Here is a 25,490-nt window from a genome sequence, read left to right on the forward strand (position 1 = left end):
TGATAGAATTATTAATGTATATTTGTATCTTTATACATAAACTTGTGAAAACTGGCGCTTGAGATAAAATGAAACCAAATAAGCTTTTTCCTCATTTTGTCACAAAAAAAGGTTCTATACTTTTTCCTGTTGATGGATTGCCAGAGTGGTAATCTATTAACAGGATTTTTTTGTAAATTAAAAGCCCACAGGTCCCCATCCAATAAAATCCACCCACTACAGCATCATTAAAGGAGATAAGAACCCATGAACCCTATTGATAATACCATAAAGTTCGTCCTAAGCATAACTGACGAGAACGTTAACTTTTTTGCTTATAAAAGCCAATCTATTAAAAACAAACAATCTAAGATTTACATCGCCAACGTTAAAGTTAACTGTGTGAGATGTCCCCAATGTGGTTTCAATCATCTAAACCATAATGGTCACTACATTGCGCGTACTTCGTACCCGTCAGCCAATGCCAGTGAGCCAGTGTACCTTGAGCTGCATAAGGAACGATTAGTTTGTAAAGACTGTGGTGCTTCAATAATGGCATCCACTAGTCTAGTTGATAAATATTGCAACATTTCGCAAGCCACACGACAGAAAATATTCATGCATTTGCAGGACGACCGGACTCAGGCCAGCATCGCCTTAGATAATTGTGTATCACCAAGTACAATTTGTCGCTATTTAGATAATTACGATGATTTATTCCGCCGGAATTATGATTACTTACCAGAGCATTTAGCGATGGATGAAGTTCGCGGTGTTGGTGGTCAATTACACTTTATCTGTATTAACGGTGCCAGCAACCATGAAATTCAACAAATCTTGCCGGATCGCTATAAAAAAAGCATTATTGAGTACTTTAATAAATTCCATATCAATACCCGAAAACGGGTTCAAACCGTAACTCTGGATCTCAATAGTTACTATAAAGATATCGTTAAGGAAATGTTTCCAAACGCAGAAATTGTCGTTGATCGATTCCACATTATCGCCATGATGACGCGGGCATTCAACCAGACTAGAGTTCAGACAATGAAAAAATATGACAAGAAATCTATCGAATATCGACTGCTTAAGTTCTCATGGAAACTATATTTGAAGCACATTGATGAACTAGAAGTCAGCCAAACTTTCTATGATCGTCATTTACGACAGCAGTTAACTCAACAAGGGCGAGTACAAATGGGGCTTGACACTGATGACACTATTTCGAGCACATACGATGCGCTGCAAGGTATCATGTCCTGTCTTAAAAATCATGACAAAGATGGCATTGTCCACTATCTCTACAAAAATGAAAACCTAAGTTTTCAAATGAAGGAAACACTAAAAACGTTTAAAAGTAATCTGAAAATTGTCTTGAATGCCAGTGAATCTAAGTATTCTAACGGCCCAATTGAAGGTATTAATCGGATGATTAAGCAGATTCAGCGGACTGCGTTTGGATTTAGAAATTTCCATCATTTAATCTCGCGGATCAAACTTCAACAAATGAGAACAAAACCAAATACAAAAACAGAACTAGAAGCCGCTTAGCTTCTAGTTCTGTAAAACTATCTATCAACAGGATTTGACAGAGAGCCCAAAAAAAGAGCCTCAGGATTTTCTCCCGAGACTCATGAAACAATTTTATTCTTCTGGTTTTTTTGCTGGTTTATTTTCCAAATCAGTTCTGACAACTAAAACATCGCAGATTGCTGTACGAGTTACATATTCAGTAACTGAACCAATTAAAAGCCGTTCCACAGCATTTAATCCTGTGGCACCAATCATGATTAAATCGATGTCAAGATCCTTTGGAATATCATTCGCGATGATCGATTTTGGTGCACCATATTCAATTGAATAATCAACGTTATCAATACCATTGGTCTTGGCTTCTTCAATGTACTTATCAAGTGTTTTTTTAGCTGTATCAGTAACTTGTTCGACCATTGTTGTATCGAAACTTGAAATATTTTGGAATGCGCGCGTATCAACTACATGGACTAGATGTAGGCTAGCATCGTTACGATTTGCAACCGCAACCGCTTTCTTGAAAGCTAATTCTGCTTCATATGATCCGTCTACTGGAACTAAAATGTTTTTATATTGTTGTAACATTTTATTCACCCCTCATCTCTTTATACCTCTATCTTACGTTATTTTATGATAAATAAAAAGCAAAAAGGCAAAAAAAGATAAGCGCTTACTTCTTTGGAAAGTAGGTAAGTAGCATGAGTTCAAACGCAATGACCGCTACAACGCCAAGGAGCAGTGCAATGGAAATTAAAATGGTGCTTTTAGTGGCTGTTGCGACAATTGCAAAGATACTAATGATTAATAGAGAATAGCTCGTTGTGATCAGCAGATGTTGCAAATTTGGATTACTTTCAGGATGAAAGACCATGAACGATTGTTTTCGGTGCTTAAATAAATAATAACTAATTCCTAACATTAAAAGGATGAATATAATCATTAAAATAGTAATTAACACAGTGGTACCTCCAAAAAAATAAAATAAAAAAGACTGGTTCGCAAGTGCTCACCAGTCCCTCAAAGTCATACTTTGAAGCTCTAATAGTGCCGTTAGACTATCTGTTAGTTTTGGCCCGCGGTAAAAGCAGGTGGGAACGAAAAAACTAACTTTAAACTTCCAACTTAAAAGGCATGTTTGCCGCTAGCTTTAAGATGTTCCCAATGTAATAAGATTGTTCGGCAACACTTAAGAAGATAACGCGTACACCCTAGAGCCTATGGTCATACTATCATATATTATTAAGCAAAACAAGAAATAGGTTACTTAGTTTGAGCAGCTCGTAAAGCTTGGTAACGTTCACCGTAAGCTCTCTCAAATCTGCTGGTTTGCTTGGGTTTGTAGTACTGAGTGCCAGCTAATTTATCTGGGAGGTATTGCTGTTTAATCCAGTCATTAGGAAAATCATGAGGGTACTTATAGGTGGTTCCGTGTCCTAGTTTCTTGGCACCAGAATAATGCGCATCCTTTAAATGATTTGGAATTTCGCCGCTTAATCCACTTCGAATATCTGAAAGTGCAGCATCAATGGCAGTCATTCCAGAGTTAGATTTAGGAGATAGGCATAATTCAATGACGGTATCGGCTAAGGGGATTCGAGCTTCTGGGAACCCAAGCTTATTAGCTGCCTCGATAGCCTCAACGGTTCGTGAGCAAGCTGTCAAATTAGCCATCCCGATATCTTCATAGGCGATAACCATCAAACGACGAGAAATTGATTGCAAATCGCCGCCCTCAATTAGACGACCCATGTAGTGAAGCGCAGCGTCAACATCGCTTCCGCGGATTGATTTTTGAAAGGCGGAAATGACATCATAGTGGGCATCGCCATCCTTGTCCTGTGTAATGGCTTTTCTTTGAACACATTCTTCGATAATTGGTAGGGAAATATTGATGACATTTTCTCTATCGGCACTAGTTGATTTAACAGCGAGCTCAAGTCCATTCAACGCGCTTCTTAAATCACCATTCGTTGATTGTGAAAGGAAACTAAGTGCAGGATCTGATAGATTAACCTTAACATTTCCTAATCCACGCTCTTTATCTGACAATGCGCGGTTAACAGCAGTTTTGATGTCGTCAGGTGAAAGGGGATGAACCTCAAAAATTTGCGTCCTACTTCTAATTGCAGGATTAATACTAATGTACGGATTTTCGGTGGTGGCACCAATTAAAACAACTTGCCCGCTTTCTAGTAAGGGAAGCAAAAAATCTTGTTTAACCTTATCAAGTCGATGAATTTCATCCAGTAATAAAATGACAGTCCCACTCATTTTAGCCTCTTCTGCAACAATTTGAAGATCTTTTTTTGAATCCGTCGCCGCGTTGAGCTTTCTGAATGCGTACTTTGTAGAACCGGCGATTGCACTAGCAATACTTGTTTTTCCAGTGCCAGGGGGACCATATAGAATCATGGATGAAAGCATTTTTGCTTTTACCATTCTGTTAATGATTTTTCCCTCGCCCACCAACTGTTGCTGTCCAACGACTTCTTCAATCGTTGTTGGTCTCATACGATATGCTAAAGGTTGTTGCAAGGAATCATCTCCATTCTAAAAATAAATGATACAACTGGGCATTTGTTCGAATTTTCGAGTCAATTTGAGTTATATTATATCATGTAATGAATCGGCAGGAAGGGAGTGAACGTGATGTTTAATAAAAGTGATTTTGAGGTTTTCGAAATTCCTGATTTAGCCGGTCGACTGGCAGCAGTTAGAAAAACACTGGATCCTAAGTTTGATGAAATCGCTCCTAGGATTATTGAAATCCTATCAAACGAAAAGGAAACATACGCTCATGTGGCAATGCACCGGCGTCGCCATAAGAATCCACCGCCTAACACATGGGTTGCCTTTAGTGAGAGTAAAAGGGGGTATAAAATGATGCCTCACGTTGAACTCGGCTTTTGGGACGATCGATTATTTCTTTGGCTTGCGGGACTGACTGAATTGAAGGATCGAAAAAAGTTTGTTACAGATTTAAAAGACAACGACAGTTTGAGTAGTCACGTTGATTCTGCAGACTGGCAGCTATGTGGTGACCATACTAAAAAGAATATTGTGCCCTTAACAAATGATAACTATTTGCGGCTTCTTCAGAGGTACAATCAAACGACAAAAGCAGAATTCTTAGTAGGGCGAGTTTGGTTGAAAGATAATCCAATCTTTAAAGATTCAGTTGCCCTGAATGACAGTATTATTCAAGTGACTAGGGGAATTGCACCGTTATATCAAATTTTAAACAAATAAAAAATCACTTCAAATTTTGAAGTGATTTTTTTATGACAATTATGATAATTGGTTGTAGTATTCAACGATTAATGATTCGTCGATATCAGCTTCCAATTCTTCACGTTGTGGTAAACGTGAAAGTGAACCTTCAAGCTTGTCTGCATCGAACTCAACGTATTGAGGACGACCAACGACTGCTTCAACGGCATCCTTGATAATTTGTAGGTCTTTTGACTTCTCACGAACGCTGACAACTTGGCCAACTGTAACTTCGTATGAAGGAATATCAACGCGCTTGCCATCCACAGTAATGTGACCATGGTTAACAAGTTGACGAGCTTGGCGACGAGTTGTTGCTAAACCTAAACGGTAAACAACGTTGTCAAGACGACGTTCGAGTAAGATCATGAAGTTAACACCATGCTTACCTTCACGAATCTTACCAGCTCTAACGAACAAATTATGGAATTGACGTTCAGTCATTCCGTACATGAAACGAAGCTTTTGCTTTTCACGTAATTGAGTTCCATATTCTGAAAGCTTTTGACGACGGCCTTGACCGTGATCGCCAGGGGCGTATGGACGACGTGATAATTCTTTACCTGTACCTGAAAGTGAAATGCCAAGACGACGTGAAATACGCCAGCTTGGTCCTGTATAACGTGACATAAAGTAGTTCCTCCAATATTGTATTTGGAGTAAAATAATCCTCTGTGAACTTAGTATTCGTGCAGATCGCTTTGCAACTTTCGCCGTATGCAGCCGCAGGTTACTTATTGAACCGCCTATTGGGCAGTGATCTGTTGACGAGCTTACCGCTCACCGCTGCATTATTTTACACAAAGGGCAGTATAACGCGAATAACTAGGCAATGTCAAGGTGTGATGCTAGGACTGACGCAAATTTAGTCAGTCCTGCTTGATCATCGTCAGAAAATCGATTGAGCGATTTTGAATCAATATCCATGACACCAATTAACTTTCCGGATACTTCAAGGGGGACAACGAGTTCAGCATTGCTGTCGGAATCACAGGCAATGTGTCCAGGGAACTCATGAACGTTTTTAACCCGGGTAACGGTGTTGGTTTTAAAAGCAGTTCCACAAACTCCGCTGCCGTTATTAATGTGCATGCAAGCAACTTTTCCTTGAAAAGGTCCAAGGTCCAAAGCTTCGGTTTCTTCATTATATAGATAGAAGCCAGCCCAGTTAATGTCGGTAATGGTATCAAATAAGAGCGCGGATGCATTTGAAAGATTTGCAACGGGATTAGTTTCTCCCGTGAGTAAGGCATCAATCTGTTCGTTTACAATTGAAAAATCAGTTTCAGTCAATTTTGAGTCCTCCGATAGTCATCAATTTAATTAATATCAGTAATAATGCCAAATTCAGATGAAGGTAAGCGCTTATCTATGATATAATTTAGATTAGCTTAGATTTTAGTGTGAAAATTCAAAAAAAGCAACAATAGTACATAATTTTATTATGCTGTAATAAAGGATGGGGTCCAAATGATAAGGGTTCTTGTGGGAATCATTGTTTTGGCCATCGTCATCTACATTGGCGTTTTGGCATATCAACATCACGTGAATCAGCAACTTAAAGAGTTACGTGATCGAAAAGAGAAATTAGATAAAGAGTCATTGAGTGCAGATATCAAAAAAGCGAATCGGCTTAGTCTAACTGGGAAGTCGTTACAGGATTTTAATGATTTGCAAAAAAGCTTTGAAGATATTGATTCAAATCGTGAAAAACAATTTTCTGAACAACTAGAAGCTGGAGAAGCGCAAACGAAAAACTTCCAGATTTTTGCTGCTAGGGAAACGCGCAATAAATTAGCAGAGTTAGTCACCGTAATGGAACAAGAATTCAATTCTGTGAAAACTGGATTGGCAGACCTCCAAGAAATTGATCGTCAACACCGTCAAGCAGTGTCTGATTTGGAAAGCAAGTATCAGGAAATTCGTAAAACGTTACTTGCTAAGAATTTTTCATATGGTCCGAGCATTGATAAGCTTGAAGATATGCTTAGTGGATTAGAAGCGGACTTTGATGACTTCTCTAAGTTTACGAGTGAAGGGGATCATGAACACGCTGAGAGTATTCTCGAAAGCTTAAGAACGGAGACGGGACGGCTAGAAGAACTTCTTTCTGCAATACCTGATTTGTATAAAGATATTGCAACAGAATTTCCTGCTCAGCTTACTGAAATCAAAACTGGTAGTAAGCAAATGATGAAGCAACACTTCAATTTTCCTAAAATGGACTTTGAGCAGGAAATCGCTGGGCTTGGCAAACAAATTGAAACAAGTAAACAAGCACTTGAAGGTTTAAAAATTGAAGATGCTAGTGCTGCAAATGCGAGAATTGAAAAACAAATTGATCGCTTGTACGCCGCAATGGAGACTGAGTATCAGGCAAGAGGTCCTGTTGAAGAAAACTTGGACGTGCTTTCAAGGTTCATTGCACATGCTCAAAACCAAAATCGGGTGTTATTAAGAGAACTTGAACGACTTAATCAAAACTATACGTTAGATCATGATGAAGTTGCGACCGCAAGGGGATTAACAGAGCAATTGAAGCAGATTAACGATGGCTATCAACTAGATATTCAAAGTTTAACGGAAAAATCAGCTGTTTATTCTGAAATTCTAAAGAGACAAGAAAAACAAAAAGTAGAATTAACTCAAATTGAAAAGCAACAGACTGAAATAAATGATAGCGTTTCTGCTTTGAGTGACGAAGAAAAGAAAGCGAGAGAAACACTTCAACGCTTTGATTTCGAAATGCATAGTTTAAAGCGAAATATTGAGAATTTGAATTTACCAGGGCTGCCGAAAGATTACTTAGATTATTTCTTTGTTGTCAGTGATGAAGTTGATAAGTTGGCGGATGCTATTGGTCAAGTTCAAATAAATATGGAAGAAATCACGAAGCAATTAATCATGATTCAGTCGGATTTAGATACCTTAAAAGAGAAATCAACTGATTTGCGAGACAGCGCCAAACTGGCAGAACAGTTAATCCAATATGCTAATAGATTCCGATTATCTAAACCAGAAATTGAAACCGCAAGCCAAAAGGCAAAAGCTCTTTTTGATAGAGAGTACAAGTATACCGAAAGCCTTGAAACGATTGCGACGGCATTAGATAAAGTAGAACCTGGGTCATACAAACGACTAGAAGATAGTTACTATAAGTCGATACAAACCAAATAAGACGTCGAGCAACTAATGCTAGGCGTTTTTTGTTTGAAATCGGAACCCTTGAATGAAGTGACATATCTGTTATAATTGTTAGGATTTCGATTGGAGTCGAACCAATCTAAATAAAGAGGAATTTATATAAGATGATATATTTTGATAACAGTGCAACAACGCAGGCTGACCCAGAAGTCGTTTCTACATATGACGCGGTTAGCAAACAAATTTGGGGCAATCCTTCTAGTTTGCACAAGTTTGGCGAGCAGGCATTTGGCCTACTAGAGCAATCTCGTCAGCAAATTGCTGATTTACTTGGTGTTTCATTGAGTGAGATTCTATTTACGAGTGGTGGAACTGAAGGCGACAACTGGGTTCTAAAGGGAACTGCAATCGAAAAACGTGAATTTGGTAATCATTTGATTACGACTGCAGTTGAACATCCCGCCATTCACAATTCAATGGAACAGTTGAAACAACTGGGATTTGAAGTTACTTATCTACCAGTTGATGAGCATGGTCGGATATCAATAGATGATCTGAAAGCAGCTTTACGGCCAACAACAATTCTAGTTTCAGTTATGGCTGTGAACAATGAGATTGGTACGATTCAGCCGCTTATAGAGGTTGCGGATGTTCTTAAGGATTATCCAAAGGTCCATTATCACATTGATGCTGTACAGGGAATTGGCAAAGGGATTTCAGATTTAATTTTTAATGATCGTGTTGACTTCATTTCGTTCTCTGGCCATAAATTCCATGCACCTCGTGGTATTGGATTCATTTACGCGCGAAGAGGAAGACGAATTGCACCGCTATTAACGGGTGGTGGTCAGGAACGAAACCTAAGAAGCGGAACTGAAAACCTGCCAGCAATTGCAGCAATGTCCAAAGCACTTAGACTTTTACTGACAAATGAGCAGGATAAAGTTCAACGACAGCGGGCTGTTAAAGAACGAATTTTGAATCATGTCAAAGAGTCTCCACTCGTAACATTATTCTCTGAAGACAATGAAGAATTTGCGCCGCACATTCTTTGCTTTGCAATCAGAGGGGTTCGTGGTGAAACGATTGTGCATGCGTTTGAGGAGCATCAAATTTATATTTCAACGACCAGTGCTTGTTCTTCAAAGAAACACATGGTATCTAGCACACTGGCCGCAATGAACGTTCCGGAGGGAATTTCAACGAGTGCCATTCGGGTGTCACTTGATGAACATAATACGCTTGAAGAAGCTGATGAATTTAATCGAGTATTCGATGAATTATATGATCAATTTAAGAAACTTAGTAATGAAACGACAGACTAGTCTTTAGGGAAGGGAGTAAGCAATGAAATATTCTGAAATCATGGTGCGGTATGGTGAACTATCCACCAAAGGAAAAAATAGAAAAGATTTTATTCGTCAACTAGGTAAAAATGTCCGACAAAGTTTGCAAGAATTTCCTAATTTGGAGATAAAAGCGCAACATGATCGACTCCATGTTACCTTAAATGGAGAATCATCAAGTGCCGTAATCGAACGTTTAAGTGGTGTCTTTGGAATTGAAAATCTTTCGCCCTCGGTTAAGGTGGCTAAAGATATTGAGACGATTAAAGAGACTGCAGCAGCAATGGTGAAAGAACAGTTTAAAACTGGAACAACATTTAAGATAAATACGCGCCGTCAGGATCATGATTTTGAGTTTGATACAAATCAGCTAAACGATATGCTGGGGGGATATGTTTTAGAACATGTTCCAGGTATCGAAGTTAAAATGAAGAAGCCTGACATAACTTTAAGAGTGGAAATTCGATTAAATGGCGTTTACCTAACGAGTGAAATTATCCCTGGAGCTGGTGGCTTACCAGTTGGAACCGGTGGTCGTGCCGTCATGATGTTATCTGGCGGTATTGATTCACCAGTTGCCTCATATCTAGCAATGAAACGCGGAGTTAAGCTAGATATGGTCCATTTTTTCAGCCCGCCCTATACGAGTGAGCAAGCTCTTGCAAAGGCCGAGGAATTAACTGGAAAGATTGCAACTTTTGGTGGCAATATCCAATTTATTCAGGTTCCATTTAGGAAAATTCAAGAAGAAATTAAAGAAAAGGTACCAGAAGGTTATTTGATGACCATTCAGCGTCGTATGATGCTTAGAATTACTGCTGCAATTGCAGAATCTCGTCATACAAAGGGAATTTTTACAGGTGAGGCTTTGGGACAAGTTGCATCTCAAACCTTGGAGAGTATGATGGCGATTAACGATGTGACCACACTCCCTGTTTTGAGACCTTTAGTTTCAATGGATAAGGAAGAAATCATTAGAATCGCCGAAAAAATTGGCACTTATGATTTATCAATTCTACCGTTTGAGGATTGTTGTACCATTTTCACACCTCCTGCACCTAAAACCCGTCCGGCCTTGGATAAATCACGAAACTTTGAAAAACTAATTGATGTTGATGGTTTGGTTAAAGAAGCAGTTGAAGGTATTAAAATTGTGGATGTAAAACCAAATGAAAAGTTCCTAAATCAACAATCGGATGTTTTTGCAGAACTTCTATAAAGGCATTCACACAAAAAGTTTGGAATCTTTAAGAAAAGGTGCTTGAAAGACACTCAGTTACGCGGTATCTTAGGGTTAGCTATAAAGAAGGAGTGGATTTACGTGAGAGTAAATGACGATGGTTCACCTGTTGAATTAAGTGGCAACCCGCCCGAAGTTTCCGATAAGTTACCGAAGTTTAAGGTCTTTAGTGATACCGACGAGAAAATTAAGATGGCTTCACTAATTGGAAAGCCAATGGTCATTAGCGTTGTGCCGGATATTAATACTCGGGTATGTAGTATTCAAACTCGTAAATTCAATCAGCAAGCCGACCATTATCCTGATGCTAAATTTGTTACAATTTCTAACAACACAATCAAGGAGCAAGAGGCATGGTGTGCCGTTGAAGGTGTTGAAAACATGCAGGTTCTTTCTGATGAGGAATTGTCGTTTGGTTATGCAATGGGGCTCTATATTTCCGTAAACGGAAATTTAGCGCGATCAATTTTTGTGGTGGATGGTGAGGGTACTATTACTTATCGTGAAATCGTTTCTGAAATCCATCATGAACCTGACTATTTGAAAGCTCTCGATGCACTCGAAAAATTAACGCCGAGAGTTGACGAATAGGTCAAAAATAGCTAGTATGGAACTTATAAATAATGCTTTGAACAAGAGAGTAAACTAATTAAGCGGTTTAGAGAGCGAAGGAATGCTGAAACCTTTGTCCCTTACTTAGTTGAAGGTAACTTGTGAGCAAATTTACTGAACCTAGTAGGTAAATTCGGAGTAACGGCCGTTAAAACATGTTATTTAAGAGGGGTTAAAAGCCCAATTTAGGTGGTACCGCGAGCACTTCGTCCTATGTTTATGACATAGGCGGGGTGCTTTTTTTCTTAGATAGCGAAAAAATAGGGAGTGATTTTGATGTCAGAAAAAGAAATTGATATGTCGACCAAGTACGACCCTGCCGCAGTTGAAACCGGCAGATACCAAGAATGGCTTGATGAAGATGTTTTCAAACCAAGTGGTAATAAGAAAGCTCATCCGTATTCCATTGTTATTCCACCGCCGAATGTAACTGGAAAACTTCATTTGGGACACGCATGGGATACAACATTGCAAGATATGATTATTCGACAAAAACGAATGCAAGGCTTTGATACTTTATGGTTGCCAGGAATGGATCACGCTGGTATTGCCACTCAGGCAAAGGTTGAAGCAAAATTACGTGAACAGGGAATTAGTCGGTATGATCTCGGTCGGGAAAAGTTCATTGAAAAAGTTTGGGAATGGAAGGATGAATATGCCGGTACCATTCATAAACAATGGGCAAAATTAGGCCTTTCTCTCGATTATTCTCGTGAACGCTTTACATTAGATGATGGCTTATCAGATGCCGTTAAGAAGGTATTCGTTTCGCTTTACAATAAAGGTCTAATTTATCGTGGCGAATATATTATTAATTGGGATCCACAAGCAAGAACCGCGTTATCTGATATTGAAGTTATTCATAAGGATGATAAGGGTGCTTTTTATCATGTTAAGTATCCATTCGTAGATGACACAACTTTTAATGGTAAAAACTACATTGAAATTGCAACGACTCGTCCTGAAACGATGATGGGTGATACAGCGGTTGCGGTTAATCCTAGTGATGATCGTTATAAAGAATTGGTTGGAAAAGAAGTCATTTTACCACTTGCTAACCGAAAGATACCAATCATTGCTGATCAATACGTTGACCCTGAGTTTGGAACAGGAATGGTAAAAATAACGCCAGCTCATGATCCTAATGACTTTAAGGTTGGGAACCGTCATAACCTTGAACGAATTAACACGATGAATGAGGATGCCAGCATGAATGAAAAGGCTGGTAAATACGCTGGAATGGATCGCTTTGAAGCTCGTAAGGCAATGGTAAAAGATCTTGAAGATCAAGATTTGATGATTAAGGTCGTTCCAATTGTGCATTCAGTTGGCCATTCAGAAAGAACCGGCGTTCAAGTTGAAGCACGACTTTCAACGCAATGGTTCGTTAAGATGAAGCCACTTGCAGAAGCTGCTATCAAGAACCAATCGACTGATCAACGAGTTGATTTTGTGCCGGATCGCTTTGAAGGAACCTTTACACAGTGGATGGAAGGCGTTCATGACTGGGTTATTTCTCGTCAATTATGGTGGGGTCACCAAATTCCAGCTTGGTATAATAAAAAGACCGGTGAAGCCTATGTTGGTGAAACGGCTCCTAAAGATATTGAGAATTGGGACCAGGACAAGGATGTTCTTGACACTTGGTTCTCTAGCGCGTTATGGCCGTTTTCAACGATGGGCTGGCCAAATACAGATGCTGAAGACTATAAACGGTATTTCCCAACGGATACATTGGTGACTGGTTATGATATCATCTTTTTCTGGGTTTCTCGAATGATTTTCCAAAGTTTGGAGTTCACCGAGAAGCGGCCATTTAAGCATGTCCTTTTACATGGGCTAATCAGAGATGAGCAAGGCCGTAAGATGAGTAAGTCATTAGGTAATGGAATTGATCCAATGGACGTGATTGATAAATACGGTGCTGATGCACTTCGTTGGTTCCTTTCAAATGGCTCTACTCCTGGTCAAGATGTGCGTTTTAGCTACACAAAAATGGATTCTGCATGGAACTTTATTAATAAAATTTGGAATGCTAGTCGATTTGTCATTATGAATTTGGGTGACGTGAAGAAGCCTTCACTTCCCAATCAATCAGAATGGAATTTAGCAGACAAATGGATTCTGAACCAGTTAAATGAAACAGTTGAACAGGTTACTGATAAGTTTGATAAATTTAACTTTGGTGAAGCAGGAAGAGCCCTTTATGATTTCATCTGGAACGACTTCTGTGATTGGTACATTGAAATGAGTAAAGAAATTTTGAATGGTAATGATGAAAAAGCCAAAGCAAATACCCAAAATGTTCTAGCTTATGTTCTTGACCAAACCTTAAAGTTGTTACACCCAATTATGCCGTTTGTTACTGAGAAAATTTGGTTGTCTATGCCACATGAAGGTAAGTCGTTAGTAACGGCGGAATATCCAGTGACGCATACTGAATTTAAGAATGCTCAGGCAAGTGATGATATGGCATCATTGATTGAATTGATTAAAGCGGTTCGTAATATTCGGGCAGAAGCTAATGCCCCAATGGCAACGCCAATTGATTTACTGATCAAGACGAGTGATAAAAACGTTGAACGAATTTTGACCGAAAATCAAGATTATATTGAACGTTTTGCACATCCAAAGCAGCTTGAAATTGGCGCAAACGTGGAGGCACCTAAGCTTTCGATGACCGGTATTATTTTGAATGCAGAAATATACGTACCACTCGAAGAACTCGTGGACCTTGATGATGAGGCTAAACGATTAGAAAAAGAAATCGCTAAGTTTGAATCTGAGGTAAAAAGAGCCAAAGGAAAATTAGCAAACGAGCGATTCGTTTCAAATGCTCCGGATAGTGTGGTTGAGGCAGAGCGTCAAAAGCAAACTGATAACGAAGCGAAGCTACAAGCAACGAAAGATCGGTTAGCGGACCTAAAGAATTAAAAACATTAAAAATAGGGGCGGACTGTGGCTTAAAGCTCAGTCCGCTTTTTTAGGAGGATTTTTCAAATTGGTAAAATCTTATGAAGAGGCGTTAGCATTCATTCACGGACGAACACAATTTAAGAAAATTCCAACTCTTTCGCGAATGAAGATTTTTATGAAAAAGTTAAACAATCCGGAACAAGGACTAAAAATTATTCACGTTGCAGGAACCAATGGAAAAGGGTCTACCGTGGCTTTTTTGAGAAGCTTACTAATGGAAACGGGGCAAAAAGTCGGAACTTTTACTTCACCATTTTTGATGCGATTTAATGAACGAATAAGTGTTAACAATCAGCCAATTAGCGACGAAGACCTGGTTGATTTGGTCAATGAAGTTCAGCCAATTATTAAAGAACTGGATGAAACTTTAGAATCTGGCGGTCCCACGGAATTTGAAATAATTACCGCAATGATGTTTGTCTATTTTGCAAAGATTAAAGTTGATGTGGCGGTTGTTGAAGTCGGAATTGGTGGAAAATTTGATTCGACAAATGTTCTGACCCCGTTAGTTTCGGTTATTACGACAATTGGGTTTGATCACATGAAATTGCTTGGTAACACACTTCCTGAAATTGCCGGTCAAAAGGCCGGGATTATTAAAGATGGTGTGCCCGTGGTTGTTGGAAACGTTCCGATGGATGCACTTACAACAATTGAGCGTGAAGCAACTAGTAAATCAGCACCTTTATTTCATTATGCTACTGATTTTTTCGTGAAAATAGAATCACCGACTGGTTGGGGTGAAATTTTTGATTATCAATTTAAGGCGGCGCAATTGAAAAAGCTTCGAATTGATTTAATGGGTGATTATCAGGTGGAGAATGCAGCAACTGCGCTGACTGCTTTTATTTTATTTCAGGAACAGCTCAAAGGGATTAAATCTGATAAGGTTATTCGTGATGGGTTACAGAAGACTGAGTGGCCAGGTAGATTTGAATTAATCAATCAGAGTCCACAAATTATTTTAGATGGTGCTCATAATCCACCGGCGATGGTTGCTGTAACTAATTTTTTAAAAAACAGGTACAAGCAGCAAGAGCTTTATGTAATTTTGGCAATTTTAGCAGACAAAGAATTTGAAAAAATGGTGACTGAATTACTTTCAGATGCCCACATCCATTTAATTTTGACCACGTTTAACGGACCAGGCAAGCGGAAACCAGCCGATCCAAAGACGATTTTTAATCAATTATCTAAGCATGATCGGGTTCAGATTGCTGATAATTGGCAGTTGGCATTAACAATTGCAATGCATTCAATTTCGGCAGACGATGTGATTCTGATTACTGGGTCTTTGTATTTCATTTCTGAAGTTCGTCAAAATTTAATCGGTTAAATGAAACCCTTTTTCGTATTTACATTATGGAAAGGGGTTTTTTGTATAATGGAACGAACTCAAGAAGCAATGGAAATAAAAAGGGCGCTACATTGGTTAGGAGCACCTGGAAACTTATTGAAAGAGGAAGTCGCAATATTTTTCTTTCATTTTACGGACATGTATAAGTTAAAAGCAGCGACTGAGGACCAGTATGTTGATTATTGCGATGGAATTGATTATCGAATTCGACTTGTGAAGTTAATTAATTTTGGTCGTGCTATTCAAGCTGAGCCTATTAGTTATAGCGGCGTTATTTCCAGTAGTCAGCAAGTTGGTAATTGGTTATCAGATGAAATGGGCCAGCTCACGCAAGAACAATTGCGGATTATGTGTTTAAATACAAAAAATGAGGTCATATCTGATGAAGTAATTTTCAAGGGTGATTTAAATAGTTGTGTTGCACATCCTCGAGAAATTTTTCAGTTGGCAGTTAGGTTCAGCGCAAATAAAATCTTGATGGTCCATAATCATCCAAGTGGGCAATTGACACCTTCTAAAAATGATCTGATATTTTCAAAAAGATTATGTGATAGTGGCAAAATGATGGGGATTGATTTGCTAGACAGCCTGATTGTGAGTGCGACTGGTTATTTGAGTCTACGTGAAGAGGGAATTTTGACAGAATCATAACAGTTTTAATAAGAATATTTTAAATTCAGATAATTCCTTGCAGATCACAAGTGATTCAGCTATTCTTTCAATAGCGGCGTGTTTAATAAAGACTAGATATGGTATAATATCAATATTGAAATTGGTTAAATAAAATGATTGCTGTTTATGAAGGGATGGAACACAGTGTTCGGATTTGGAACGAAAAATATCGGTATCGATCTCGGTACTGCTAATACAATTGTCTACGTAGAAGGCAAGGGCATTGTTCTACGAGAACCATCAGTGGTTGCTAAAAACACTAAAACGGGAGATATTGTTTCCGTTGGTGGAGATGCGCGCGACATGATTGGGCGTACTCCAGCAAGTATTGTGGCAATTCGCCCTATGAAAGATGGCGTTATCGCTGACTATGACACAACGGTCGCAATGATGAAGTATTTTATTCAAAAGACGCTTGGACGTTCAAATGGTAAGCCATACGTAATGGTTTGTGTACCTAGTGGCGTTACTGAAGTTGAAAAACGTGCAGTTATTGATGCAACTCGAGTTGCCGGTGCAAGGGATGCTTACGTTATCGAAGAACCATTTGCAGCTGCAATTGGTTCAGGTTTACCTGTTATGGATCCTACCGGTAGTATGGTAGTTGATATTGGTGGTGGCACGACCGACGTTGCCACGATTTCATTGGGTGGCATTGTTTCAAGTCGCTCAATTAGAATGGCTGGCGATAAATTTGATGATGCAATCATTGCGTATATTCGTCAACACTTCAATTTATTGATTGGTGAAAGAACTGCTGAACAATTAAAGTGGGATATTGGTTCTGCTTCAAAAGAAGCAGCTGAAGAAATTGAAGGTGCTTCAATTAGAGGACGTGATTTAATTTCAGGCCTTCCGAAGACCATCGAAGTTTCGGCTGTTGATATTGCGACTGCTATTCACGAATCAGTTGAAGAAATTATTTCTGCAATTAAAGAAACGCTCGAAGAAACTTCTCCAGAAATTGCTGCTGATGTTATTGATCATGGTATTGTTTTAACTGGTGGTGGTGCTTTGTTAAAGAATCTTCCAGATATTATTGCAGATGCTACTAAAGTACCTGTTTTTATTGCAAACGAACCTTTGGATTGTGTCGCAATTGGAACTGGTGAATCTTTAAAGAGCATCGACGTTATGAAGAAGCGATAAAAGGGTTGCGGGAAGAAAGCTTCCCGCTTCTTTTATTTAGATAAAAACGGGTGGCATGGAGGACTATAATGCGTAGATTTTTCTCAAATCGGCGGTTAGTAATTATTATTGTGTGCATTATTGTGTGTATTGCATTAATGAATCTATCAGTCGTCATTCGTAACAAACGATCGACTCCACCTCTAATCCAACAATTCGGTAATGATATTGTTGGATTTACAGATCGGATTGTCGCATTGCCGGTAAATGGACTGCAAGGTACATCTGAAGCAATTTCAGGGTTACTTAATACGTACCAAGAAAACCAAAAGTTGAAGGGGCAAGTTGAAACATTAACTCAAACCCAAGTTCGAGACGAAACGTTATCGAAAGAAAACAAACAGCTAAAAAAGGAACTTAAATTAAATAGTTCATTAACTGACTATTCTGCGGTAACTGCTGCGGTCATTAGTCGAACACCTTCATCTTGGCAGAATCAAGTTATTATTAACAAAGGACAAGCATCTGGCATAAAGAAAAACATGCCTGTTTTGTCCGGTGCCGGGTTAGTTGGTCGAATTTCTGAGGTCAATAAAACTAATAGTAAAGTTGAACTTATTTCAGATAGTAACGATTCTTCAAACCGATTTGCCATTCAAGTCACTAACAAGAGCGGACAAACGGTTAATGGTGTTATTAATGAATATGATAAGGCAACAAATCGAATTGTAATGGGTAATGTCACCTCAAAGAAAAAGCTAGAAAAGGGTGACAAAGTTATTACAAGTGGTCTTGGTGGTGTAACGCCGAAAGGCCTGTATGTAGGTAAAGTTATTTCAGCTGGAAATGACGATTACGGACTAGCCTCAAAAGTTGTGATTAAGCCGGCTGGAGATCTTAGTAATTTGAGCGTCGTAACTGTGGCGGTATCAACAAACTAGGAGGAAGCAAAATGCTACGATTATCAAAGCTTCGCTATGGCTTTCCAATTGGCTTATTGCTATTCTTTTTTCTAGATGGATCTATTAGCCAAGTGTTTTCAAATCAAATGTTTAACTATCCATACACGATGGTAAGTTACCTTGTTGTGCTTTGGTTAGTTTTGGCTAATTTCTTTGAAAATCAAATTTCTATTCCACTTGTTCCGTGGGCAATTGCCATTGGAGTCATATTTGATTTATACTATACGGGGATATTTGGTGTTTTTATATTTATCTTTCCGTTAGTTATTTTACTGACAAGGGCATTAAGTCGGGCATTACCAAATACTTTTTTGGTTAATTTTCTGATTTATTTTATAGATATAACGATGGTTTCAGGGCTTAGCTACTTGGCAAACAGCATCATTCATTTAACATCGTTGACAAGTAGTGAATTCTTAATCTATTCACTGGCACCAACATTAGCCTATAACCTTGCCATGTTTGTTATTTTATATTTTCCTATTCAAGCATTGTTCAATCGTCTAAGATAGAGTGGGAACGAGGGGGACCTTCGCCATGCGGGCAGTTTTACTTAAAGGTAATCAAGATGGGTATCAATTAATTTTGAATCAGTCGGCTTCATTCACAGAAATAATCGCTGAGCTTAAACGGCTTTTTGACAAACTTGCGGCCGAACCTAGCTCATTAGAAGCAGCAAGGCTTTCTTTTGACGTGCTAACTGAGGATCGAATCCTTAAATCTGGTGAAAAAAAGCAAATTGAGGATTTAGCGGCTACTTATCCTAAATTTTCAATTCATAAAATTAGCTCAAATGTGATGACCGTCACTGATGCGTATCAATTAAAAGAACGTGAAAACGTTCATTTAATTAGTCGAACTATCCGAAATGGTCAAGAGGTTAAACTGAATGGCGATATTCTCTTTTTAGGGACCATTCACGAAGGCGGTAAATTAATTACTACTGGGAATATTTTTTCGATGGGGAATATTGCTGGTATTCTACATGCTGGATATCCTAATTCTGAAGAAAAATTAATTCTTGGTAACATACATAATGCTCAACAGGTTAGAGTTGGTGAGCAGTTTGATGTCATTGATGACGAGAAAATTGACGACAACGATCAAGTAGTTGCATACGTCAATGATCTTCACATACTAGCGTACGGTAAGTTAAAAGAATTGAAACAAATTAATCCTAAGCTTTACAATCGAATCGGGGGTCAATAAAAATGGGAAAAGCAATTGTCATTACATCTGGTAAAGGTGGTGTTGGAAAAACAACATCGACTGCAAATATTGGTACTGCACTTGCACTCATGGGCAAACGCGTCTGTCTTATGGACTTAGATATAGGACTAAGAAACTTAGATGTCGTTCTTGGCTTAGAAAATCGCATCATTTACGATATTGTTGACGTTGCCAATGGTCGTGCAAAATTACCACAAGCACTTGTAAAGGATAAGCGCTTTGAGGATCGTTTATACTTGCTTCCAGCAGCCCAAACGACCGATAAAACTGCTTTAAATGAAGACCAAGTTCGTGACATCGTTGAAGAATTAAAGCCTGATTTTGATTACGTTTTGATTGATTGCCCTGCAGGCATTGAGCAAGGCTTTTTGAATGCTATCGCTGGTGCAGATGCGGCTATTATCATTTCAACACCAGAAATTTCTGCTGTTCGAGATGCTGACAGAGTTGTTGGTATTTTGGAACAACATCCACTTGAAGAAGAACCAAGATTGATTATTAATCGAATCCGTCCACATATGATGCAAGAAGGCGATGTAATGGACGTTGATGAATTAACTCATCATCTTGGAATTGAATTGCTTGGGATTGTTTTTGATGATGATGCGGTTATCGCAACTTCTAATCATGGCGAACCAATCGTGCTGAATGAAAATAATCCAGTTTCGAAAGGTTATCGTAACATTGCTCGTCGCCTTGAGGGCGCCTCAGTTCCACTTATGAAAATTGAGGAGCAAAAGCCCGGCTTTTGGTCTCGAATGAAATTGTGGTTCAAGCGTGATTAATCACGCTTGACTATGAACCCATAAAGTTCTATATTTGTCTGTATATTAAAAAGCAATGAAGTAGAAGAGTAGCATTTGAATCAGTCATCAGAGAGCTAGCCGGCGGTGAAAGGCTTGCCTGATCAAGTGTGAAGCACATCTACGAGCTAATTTTCTGAAACAACTAATAAGAAAACTCGGTTTGGACTCGTTACCGTCCGTAAGTTGTTTATGATAACTTACTGAGGTTCACTGCGTAAGTAGTGGACGAATATGAGGTGGCACCACGAATTCAATCGTCCTCTTGGATATTATTTATCCAAGAGGACTTTTTTTGTTTCTTGAGTTTTTTAAAACTATCTGCAATATTAAAAAGGGGGATTCACGCTATGAAATACATTATGGAAATATTACCATCATTATTATCTGGAGCAGGTATGACCTTACAAATATTCTTTTGGACAATCGTCGTTTCGATTCCATTGGGAATTGTTTTAGGTTTAGGATTAACGTCGGAGTTTAAACCATTAACTGCCATATTAAAGTTTTATGTTTGGCTAATGCGAGGAACACCACTCCTACTACAGTTAATTTTTGTTTTCTACGGTTTACCCATTATAGGAATTATTTTTAATCGATACGATGCAGCTATTTTTGCTTTTATTCTAAACTACACGGCTTATTTTGCAGAAATTTTTCGAGGTGGATTGCAGTCAGTTCCTAAGGGACAGTATGAAAGTGCAAAGGTTTTAAGGTTAACGTACTGGCAAACAATTCGGCGAATCGTGATTCCCCAAGTTGTAAAAATTGTTATTCCATCAATTGGAAATGAAGTGATTAATCTTATTAAGGATTCTTCACTTGTTTATGTCATTGGTATTGGTGACTTACTAAGAGCTGGAAATGTTGCAACAGCACGAGATGTTACGTTAGTACCATTACTGTTGGTGGGCGTTATCTACCTGTTGATGACAGCAATTGTAACTTACATTTTAGGAAAAGTTGAGTCACGCTATAACACTTGGAAATAGGAGGGAAAGCGTATGTTAGAGCTAAAGAATATTACGAAAAAATTTGATGATCGAATGATTCTAGACAATATTAATTTAACGGTTTCTGATGGTGAAATACTCTGCATTGTTGGCCCTTCAGGTGCTGGTAAAACGACATTGCTTCGTTGCATTAGTGGGTTAGAAAAGGCTAATTCGGGTGAATTCATCTTAGACGGTCAGTCATTCAATCCATATGAAAATCGGGATAATGATTCAGTGATTGGCGTTGTTTTTCAAGATTTTCAATTATTTCCTAATCTATCCGTTCTTGATAATATTACGTTGGCACCAAAAATGGTGTTACATAAATCAGATAAAGATGCAATTGAAGAAGCCAAAATTCAAATGAAACAGTTGAATCTCGAAGGAAAAGAGACGTTGTATCCTTATCAGTTATCTGGTGGTCAGAAACAACGTGTCGCAATTGTACGAGCCCTTGCAATGAATCCCAAAATTCTTTGTTATGATGAACCAACATCAGCACTGGATCCCGATCTCAGACAAGAGGTAGAAACAATCATATTGAAATTAAAAGAGCAAAAGATGACACAAATAGTTGTCACCCATGATATGGAGTTTGCTAAAAATATTGCGGATCACCTATTTCAAGTTTCTCCAAGCAATGAATAGAGGGGTTACTAATGAAAAAAATTACTGCAAAATTGATTAAGGGATTTGCTTTGTTAGCAATTGTTCTTAGCGCAACCATCATGACCGGTTGCAGTCAAGTTGGGAAACGAGCTGATCAACAAGATAATTGGTCAAAAATTAATAAAGCTAAAAAAGTAACAGTTGGACTAGATGATAGTTTTGTTCCGATGGGATTTAGACAGAAAAGTGGAAATTTGGTAGGCTATGATGTTGATTTAGCACGAGCTGTTTTTAAACTTTACCATATTAAAGTTAGTTTTCAGACAATTGACTGGTCAATGAACGCTACAGAATTGAAGAATGGGACGATTGACTTAATCTGGAATGGATATACAAAAACACCTGAACGAGAAAAGAAGGTTGCCTTTTCAACCACATATCTAAGAAACAACCAGACGTTAGTTTCATTAAGAAAAGACAAAATTAAGTCCCTGAAAGATATGAAGGGGAAGTCACTGGGAGTCCAAACTGGATCCTCTGGTGCTAATGACATTAGTACGTATCCTTCGTTACTAAAGAATCGAATTAAAGGGAATCAACCCATTCTATATGACTCATTCACTAATGCATTTATTGATTTGAATGCTGGTCGAATTCAAGGCCTACTAATTGATAGTACGTATGCTGATTATTATGTTAAGCATGAGGCAGATCCAAGTAAGTATCGAATTATTTCAACCCCATTTCCTAAAGAAGAATTTGGAGTAGGATTGAGAAAAAGTGATACAACACTTAAGCGGAAGATTGATGATGGTCTTAAGGTTTTGGCGAAGAATGGGACGTTAAATTCCATCAATAAAAAGTGGTTTGGTAATGACGTTGATTCCCCATTGGTAGCTAAATAGTTTTAACCGAGTGATGAATGAGACTATTCATTGCTTTTTTTGTTGGATGGTGGCAACTTTACTTGTATTTAATTGATCTTTAATTTAAGATTGTTAGGACGCGAACGGAGGATGATTTTGAGAATCAATATTAGAAACGGCATTAATTTAAATATAAAGAAATCCGAAAAATTTAAGACGATTAAGATTTATATTGATTTTATGGCACCTGTAAATGTTAATGAAACATCAATGCGGGTACTACTAGCACAGATACTAGAAACATCTAGTGAAAAATATCCGACGCAAACAGCACTAGCTGAGCAGCTATCTTGGATGTATGGGGCAAGCTTTGGTGCTAGTGTCTTTCGATACGGTAACCAACAAGGAATTCGATTTACGTTCAATTTGGTGAATGGTAAGTATTTGGGACTTTCAAATGAGAAACAGGCGGAATTGATAAAATCTGCTTTTCAATTTTTAAATGAAGTCATCTTCCATCCACTTTTAGGCGATGAGGCGTTTGATCAGGAAACGTTTATTCGTCAAAAAGAAAACGTAATTGATTATCTAAACTCTGCATTAGACGACAAACAACAGCTAGCAGCTATTGAGCTAAGAAAGTTGTATTACGCAAATGACTTAGCATTTGCAAATGGTGTTTTGGGTAGTGTAGACCTGATGCAAGAAGTATCAAATTCAAAATTATTTGCATATTACAAGAACTCCTTAAATCACAACCTTGTTAACATCTCTGTTTTGGGAGATGTGGATGTGGACGTTATTAAGAAATTAGTACTTAAATTACCTTTTGACGAGAGAAATAGTGAGAAATTAAGTTCTCCTTTTAATCATCACCAAGATTTTAGTCTGGTTAAGCGGAATGAACTTGATCAACCTGTTTCTCAATCGAAATTAAACTTTGCTTTTTCTTTTCCCGTTTATTGGTCGGAAAAAGATTATTTTGCAGCGTTAGTTTTTAACGAGCTTTTAGGTGCCTCACCAATTTCGATGCTTTTCTCAAATGTTCGAGAAAAGGAAAGCTTGGCCTATTATGCACAAAGTGTTTATAGTCCATATACGGGATTACTTGTCGTTGAAACGGGGATTAATAGTCAAGACGCGCCTCACGTTGAGGAGTTAGTTTTACAGCAAATTCGAGATATTAATCAAGGAAAATTTACCAAGGATCAGTTTGATCGGGTCATTTCTAAAATTATAAGTGATCGCCAAATTGCTGATGACAATCAACAGGCTTTGATGGGTGCAATGATTTTGAAGGAACTCTTTGGTAGAGAACTTACAAATGAAGAATGGTTCGCAAATATTGAACATGTTTTGAAAGAGGATGTCATGACGATTGCTTCAAAGGTTAAACTTCAAGCAGTGTTCTTTTTGAAAGGGGCTTGATGATGCAAGAAAAAAATTATTCGGAACTGAAGGAAACAATTTTTAGCCAAGTATTGGATAACGGATTAACAATTCATCTTCTTCCAAAACCGGAGTTCAGTGAAACCTATGCCGTATTATCAACAAATTATGGATCAATCGATAATCAGATTATTCCGAATGGTCAAACTGACAGGGTTCAATTTCCGGATGGATTAGCGCATTTTTTGGAACATAAGATGTTTGAGAAAAAGGATTATGATGCTGCGGACGTTTTTGCAAAATATGGTGCAAGCACTAATGCATACACCAGTTTTACAAAAACGAGTTATTTATTTTCTGCTACAAATTATCTAAAAGAAAATTTGATGAACTTGTTAGATTTCGTTCAAACACCATACTTTAGTCATAAAACAGTCACCAAAGAAGTTGGTATTATTGGCCAGGAAATTCTCATGTATGAAGATGATCCAAATTGGCAGGCTTATTTTGGTGCGATTGCTTCAATGTACGATGGAACTGCTATGTCAACAGATATTGCGGGTACCGTGGATTCAATCCAGCAAATTACGCCAGAAACACTTTATCTCGCTCATCAACAATTTTATCAACCCAGCAACATGAGCCTTTTTGTTGTTGGTAAGTTTGATAAAGACACGGTTTTAGCATGGGTCGCAGAAAATCAAAATCAAAAGACTTTACTGACTCATATGAATCCGACCAGAATTAAAGAGGATTACTATGACAAGGAAATCGTCCATAATCAAACCTTAAAAATGAAGCTGCAAAGGCCTCGAGTTACAATTGGGATAAAAGGAATTGATCAGGTTCCGACTGGCTTTGATGGCTTAGTTTATGAAGAAGCAGTGAATACGATGTTAGATTTACTTTTTGGAGAGAGTTCTGATAACTACTTGAGCTTATATGACGAAGGCATCATTGACGATAGTTTTGGCTATAGTTTTGAAATTCAACGGGGCTCTCATTTTGCAATTTTTGCAGGAGAAACGAATCGTCCTGATGAGATGGCGACTAGAATTAAGAGTATTTTACTCAATGCAGAACAAGAATTAGAGCGATTGGCTGATCGTTTAGAGGTTATTAAAAGAGAAGCAATTGGGGCGACGCTACTTTCAATGAATTCATTATCAACGATTGCGAATGACTATGACGATAACTTATTCGGTGGAACGGGGTTATTTGATGAAATTGCCGCTATTCGACAACTTGAGATGCCAAATATTCTTAAAGCAGCCAAATCGTTCGTTAACGAAGAAATGATTAGTATAAGAAAAATTTTACCTAGCGAATAGAATTAAAATTTTCTAAAATATGGTCGTCTTAGGCATTCTACGTAAAAA

At 38.2% G+C, this 25,490-nt stretch carries 24 protein-coding genes, 1 other RNA gene and 2 other annotated features; of the genes, 19 read left to right on the forward strand and 6 right to left on the reverse strand.

Features of this window, described 5'->3' with window-relative positions; genetic code table 11:
* Positions 1–246: 246 nt before the first annotated feature.
* Positions 247–1,530, forward strand: a complete 1,284-nt coding sequence (locus FGL90_RS08255) for an ISL3 family transposase (protein WP_147656504.1) — start codon at positions 247–249, stop codon at positions 1,528–1,530.
* A gap of 93 nt (positions 1,531–1,623) precedes the next feature.
* Here FGL90_RS08255 and FGL90_RS08260 read toward each other — a convergent pair whose 3' ends face one another.
* From FGL90_RS08260 to FGL90_RS08275, 4 genes are all read right to left on the reverse strand, one after another.
* Positions 1,624–2,097, reverse strand: coding sequence for a universal stress protein (locus FGL90_RS08260; RefSeq protein WP_147657659.1), 474 nt, complete (start codon positions 2,095–2,097; stop codon positions 1,624–1,626).
* 85 nt (positions 2,098–2,182) lie between these two features.
* Entirely contained in the window at positions 2,183–2,470 is a 288-nt protein-coding gene (locus FGL90_RS08265) for a hypothetical protein (RefSeq protein ID WP_147657661.1), read from the reverse strand.
* A 73-nt stretch (positions 2,471–2,543) separates the two neighbouring features.
* A non-coding RNA gene (gene ssrS / locus FGL90_RS08270) (6S RNA) lies at positions 2,544–2,730 on the reverse strand.
* 42 nt (positions 2,731–2,772) lie between these two features.
* The gene (locus FGL90_RS08275; protein WP_147657663.1) at positions 2,773–4,047 is read right to left on the reverse strand and encodes a replication-associated recombination protein A; all 1,275 of its coding nucleotides are present in this window, start codon (positions 4,045–4,047) and stop codon (positions 2,773–2,775) included.
* Between the two features lie 114 nt (positions 4,048–4,161).
* Here FGL90_RS08275 and FGL90_RS08280 point away from each other — a divergent pair, with 114 nt between their 5' ends.
* Entirely contained in the window at positions 4,162–4,761 is a 600-nt protein-coding gene (locus FGL90_RS08280; RefSeq protein WP_147657665.1) for a DUF1054 family protein, read from the forward strand.
* A gap of 39 nt (positions 4,762–4,800) precedes the next feature.
* Here FGL90_RS08280 and rpsD read toward each other — a convergent pair whose 3' ends face one another.
* The gene (gene rpsD / locus FGL90_RS08285; protein ID WP_010620671.1) at positions 4,801–5,412 is read right to left on the reverse strand and encodes a 30S ribosomal protein S4; all 612 of its coding nucleotides are present in this window, start codon (positions 5,410–5,412) and stop codon (positions 4,801–4,803) included.
* 195 nt (positions 5,413–5,607) lie between these two features.
* Complete coding sequence (locus FGL90_RS08290) at positions 5,608–6,075, reverse strand: GAF domain-containing protein (protein ID WP_147657667.1); 468 nt, start codon at positions 6,073–6,075, stop codon at positions 5,608–5,610.
* A 177-nt stretch (positions 6,076–6,252) separates the two neighbouring features.
* On the opposite strand from FGL90_RS08290, the gene ezrA reads away from it, so the two are divergent.
* From ezrA to yfmH, 17 genes are all read left to right on the forward strand, one after another.
* A complete protein-coding gene (gene ezrA / locus FGL90_RS08295; protein ID WP_147657669.1) occupies positions 6,253–7,959 on the forward strand; it encodes a septation ring formation regulator EzrA in 1,707 nt (568 codons plus the stop codon).
* Positions 7,960–8,090: 131 nt separating this feature from the next.
* Positions 8,091–9,251: a cysteine desulfurase family protein gene (locus tag FGL90_RS08300; protein ID WP_147657671.1), complete on the forward strand. Its 1,161-nt coding sequence runs from the start codon at positions 8,091–8,093 to the stop codon at positions 9,249–9,251.
* Positions 9,252–9,273: 22 nt separating this feature from the next.
* Entirely contained in the window at positions 9,274–10,491 is a 1,218-nt protein-coding gene (thiI, locus tag FGL90_RS08305) for a tRNA uracil 4-sulfurtransferase ThiI (RefSeq protein WP_010620675.1), read from the forward strand.
* 102 nt (positions 10,492–10,593) lie between these two features.
* A complete protein-coding gene (gene tpx, locus FGL90_RS08310) occupies positions 10,594–11,103 on the forward strand; it encodes a thiol peroxidase (protein WP_010620676.1) in 510 nt (169 codons plus the stop codon).
* Positions 11,104–11,131: 28 nt separating this feature from the next.
* Positions 11,132–11,341: a binding site (T-box leader), on the forward strand.
* Positions 11,342–11,400: 59 nt separating this feature from the next.
* Complete coding sequence (locus tag FGL90_RS08315) at positions 11,401–14,058, forward strand: valine--tRNA ligase (protein WP_010620677.1); 2,658 nt, start codon at positions 11,401–11,403, stop codon at positions 14,056–14,058.
* Between the two features lie 67 nt (positions 14,059–14,125).
* A complete protein-coding gene (locus tag FGL90_RS08320) occupies positions 14,126–15,436 on the forward strand; it encodes a bifunctional folylpolyglutamate synthase/dihydrofolate synthase (RefSeq protein ID WP_010620678.1) in 1,311 nt (436 codons plus the stop codon).
* Between the two features lie 48 nt (positions 15,437–15,484).
* Positions 15,485–16,108 (forward strand): JAB domain-containing protein, encoded by a 624-nt coding sequence (locus FGL90_RS08325; RefSeq protein ID WP_010620679.1) that lies wholly within the window; start codon positions 15,485–15,487, stop codon positions 16,106–16,108.
* 165 nt (positions 16,109–16,273) lie between these two features.
* Positions 16,274–17,278 carry a rod shape-determining protein gene (locus FGL90_RS08330; protein WP_010620680.1) on the forward strand — a complete coding sequence of 335 codons (1,005 nt, stop codon included), beginning with the start codon at positions 16,274–16,276 and terminating at the stop codon, positions 17,276–17,278.
* 68 nt (positions 17,279–17,346) lie between these two features.
* Positions 17,347–18,198 (forward strand): rod shape-determining protein MreC, encoded by an 852-nt coding sequence (mreC, locus tag FGL90_RS08335; RefSeq protein WP_010620681.1) that lies wholly within the window; start codon positions 17,347–17,349, stop codon positions 18,196–18,198.
* 11 nt (positions 18,199–18,209) lie between these two features.
* On the forward strand, positions 18,210–18,731 hold the full coding sequence (mreD, locus tag FGL90_RS08340; protein ID WP_147657673.1) for a rod shape-determining protein MreD: 522 nt from the start codon (positions 18,210–18,212) through the stop codon (positions 18,729–18,731).
* A 25-nt stretch (positions 18,732–18,756) separates the two neighbouring features.
* The gene (locus FGL90_RS08345) at positions 18,757–19,428 is read left to right on the forward strand and encodes a septum site-determining protein MinC (RefSeq protein WP_147657674.1); all 672 of its coding nucleotides are present in this window, start codon (positions 18,757–18,759) and stop codon (positions 19,426–19,428) included.
* Positions 19,429–19,430: 2 nt separating this feature from the next.
* Positions 19,431–20,234, forward strand: coding sequence for a septum site-determining protein MinD (gene minD / locus FGL90_RS08350; protein WP_147657676.1), 804 nt, complete (start codon positions 19,431–19,433; stop codon positions 20,232–20,234).
* Between the two features lie 46 nt (positions 20,235–20,280).
* Positions 20,281–20,520, forward strand: a binding site (T-box leader).
* A gap of 82 nt (positions 20,521–20,602) precedes the next feature.
* Positions 20,603–21,244, forward strand: a complete 642-nt coding sequence (locus FGL90_RS08355; RefSeq protein WP_147657678.1) for an amino acid ABC transporter permease — start codon at positions 20,603–20,605, stop codon at positions 21,242–21,244.
* A gap of 12 nt (positions 21,245–21,256) precedes the next feature.
* Positions 21,257–21,895, forward strand: coding sequence for an amino acid ABC transporter ATP-binding protein (locus FGL90_RS08360; RefSeq protein ID WP_010620686.1), 639 nt, complete (start codon positions 21,257–21,259; stop codon positions 21,893–21,895).
* An 11-nt stretch (positions 21,896–21,906) separates the two neighbouring features.
* Positions 21,907–22,761, forward strand: a complete 855-nt coding sequence (locus FGL90_RS08365; RefSeq protein WP_147657680.1) for an amino acid ABC transporter substrate-binding protein — start codon at positions 21,907–21,909, stop codon at positions 22,759–22,761.
* 117 nt (positions 22,762–22,878) lie between these two features.
* Entirely contained in the window at positions 22,879–24,150 is a 1,272-nt protein-coding gene (gene yfmF, locus FGL90_RS08370) for an EF-P 5-aminopentanol modification-associated protein YfmF (protein WP_050899338.1), read from the forward strand.
* Positions 24,150–25,442, forward strand: a complete 1,293-nt coding sequence (yfmH, locus tag FGL90_RS08375; protein ID WP_010620689.1) for an EF-P 5-aminopentanol modification-associated protein YfmH — start codon at positions 24,150–24,152, stop codon at positions 25,440–25,442. Before yfmF ends, yfmH begins: the two co-directional genes overlap by 1 nt.
* Positions 25,443–25,490 lie beyond the last annotated feature (48 nt).

Source organism: Secundilactobacillus malefermentans (assembly GCF_008033155.1).
GTDB lineage: Bacteria > Bacillota > Bacilli > Lactobacillales > Lactobacillaceae > Secundilactobacillus > Secundilactobacillus malefermentans.

Coding starts and splice junctions, on each gene's coding strand:
- FGL90_RS08260 (WP_147657659.1), bottom strand. CDS start 2,097: ATGTTACAACAATATAAAAACATTTTAGTTCCAGTAGACGGATCATAT.
- FGL90_RS08325 (WP_010620679.1), top strand. CDS start 15,485: ATGGAACGAACTCAAGAAGCAATGGAAATAAAAAGGGCGCTACATTGG.
- ezrA (WP_147657669.1), top strand. CDS start 6,253: ATGATAAGGGTTCTTGTGGGAATCATTGTTTTGGCCATCGTCATCTAC.
- FGL90_RS08315 (WP_010620677.1), top strand. CDS start 11,401: ATGTCAGAAAAAGAAATTGATATGTCGACCAAGTACGACCCTGCCGCA.
- rpsD (WP_010620671.1), bottom strand. CDS start 5,412: ATGTCACGTTATACAGGACCAAGCTGGCGTATTTCACGTCGTCTTGGC.
- FGL90_RS08255 (WP_147656504.1), top strand. CDS start 247: ATGAACCCTATTGATAATACCATAAAGTTCGTCCTAAGCATAACTGAC.
- minD (WP_147657676.1), top strand. CDS start 19,431: ATGGGAAAAGCAATTGTCATTACATCTGGTAAAGGTGGTGTTGGAAAA.
- yfmH (WP_010620689.1), top strand. CDS start 24,150: ATGATGCAAGAAAAAAATTATTCGGAACTGAAGGAAACAATTTTTAGC.
- mreC (WP_010620681.1), top strand. CDS start 17,347: ATGCGTAGATTTTTCTCAAATCGGCGGTTAGTAATTATTATTGTGTGC.
- FGL90_RS08365 (WP_147657680.1), top strand. CDS start 21,907: ATGAAAAAAATTACTGCAAAATTGATTAAGGGATTTGCTTTGTTAGCA.
- mreD (WP_147657673.1), top strand. CDS start 18,210: ATGCTACGATTATCAAAGCTTCGCTATGGCTTTCCAATTGGCTTATTG.
- FGL90_RS08355 (WP_147657678.1), top strand. CDS start 20,603: ATGAAATACATTATGGAAATATTACCATCATTATTATCTGGAGCAGGT.
- FGL90_RS08360 (WP_010620686.1), top strand. CDS start 21,257: ATGTTAGAGCTAAAGAATATTACGAAAAAATTTGATGATCGAATGATT.
- FGL90_RS08300 (WP_147657671.1), top strand. CDS start 8,091: ATGATATATTTTGATAACAGTGCAACAACGCAGGCTGACCCAGAAGTC.
- FGL90_RS08280 (WP_147657665.1), top strand. CDS start 4,162: ATGTTTAATAAAAGTGATTTTGAGGTTTTCGAAATTCCTGATTTAGCC.
- FGL90_RS08345 (WP_147657674.1), top strand. CDS start 18,757: ATGCGGGCAGTTTTACTTAAAGGTAATCAAGATGGGTATCAATTAATT.
- thiI (WP_010620675.1), top strand. CDS start 9,274: ATGAAATATTCTGAAATCATGGTGCGGTATGGTGAACTATCCACCAAA.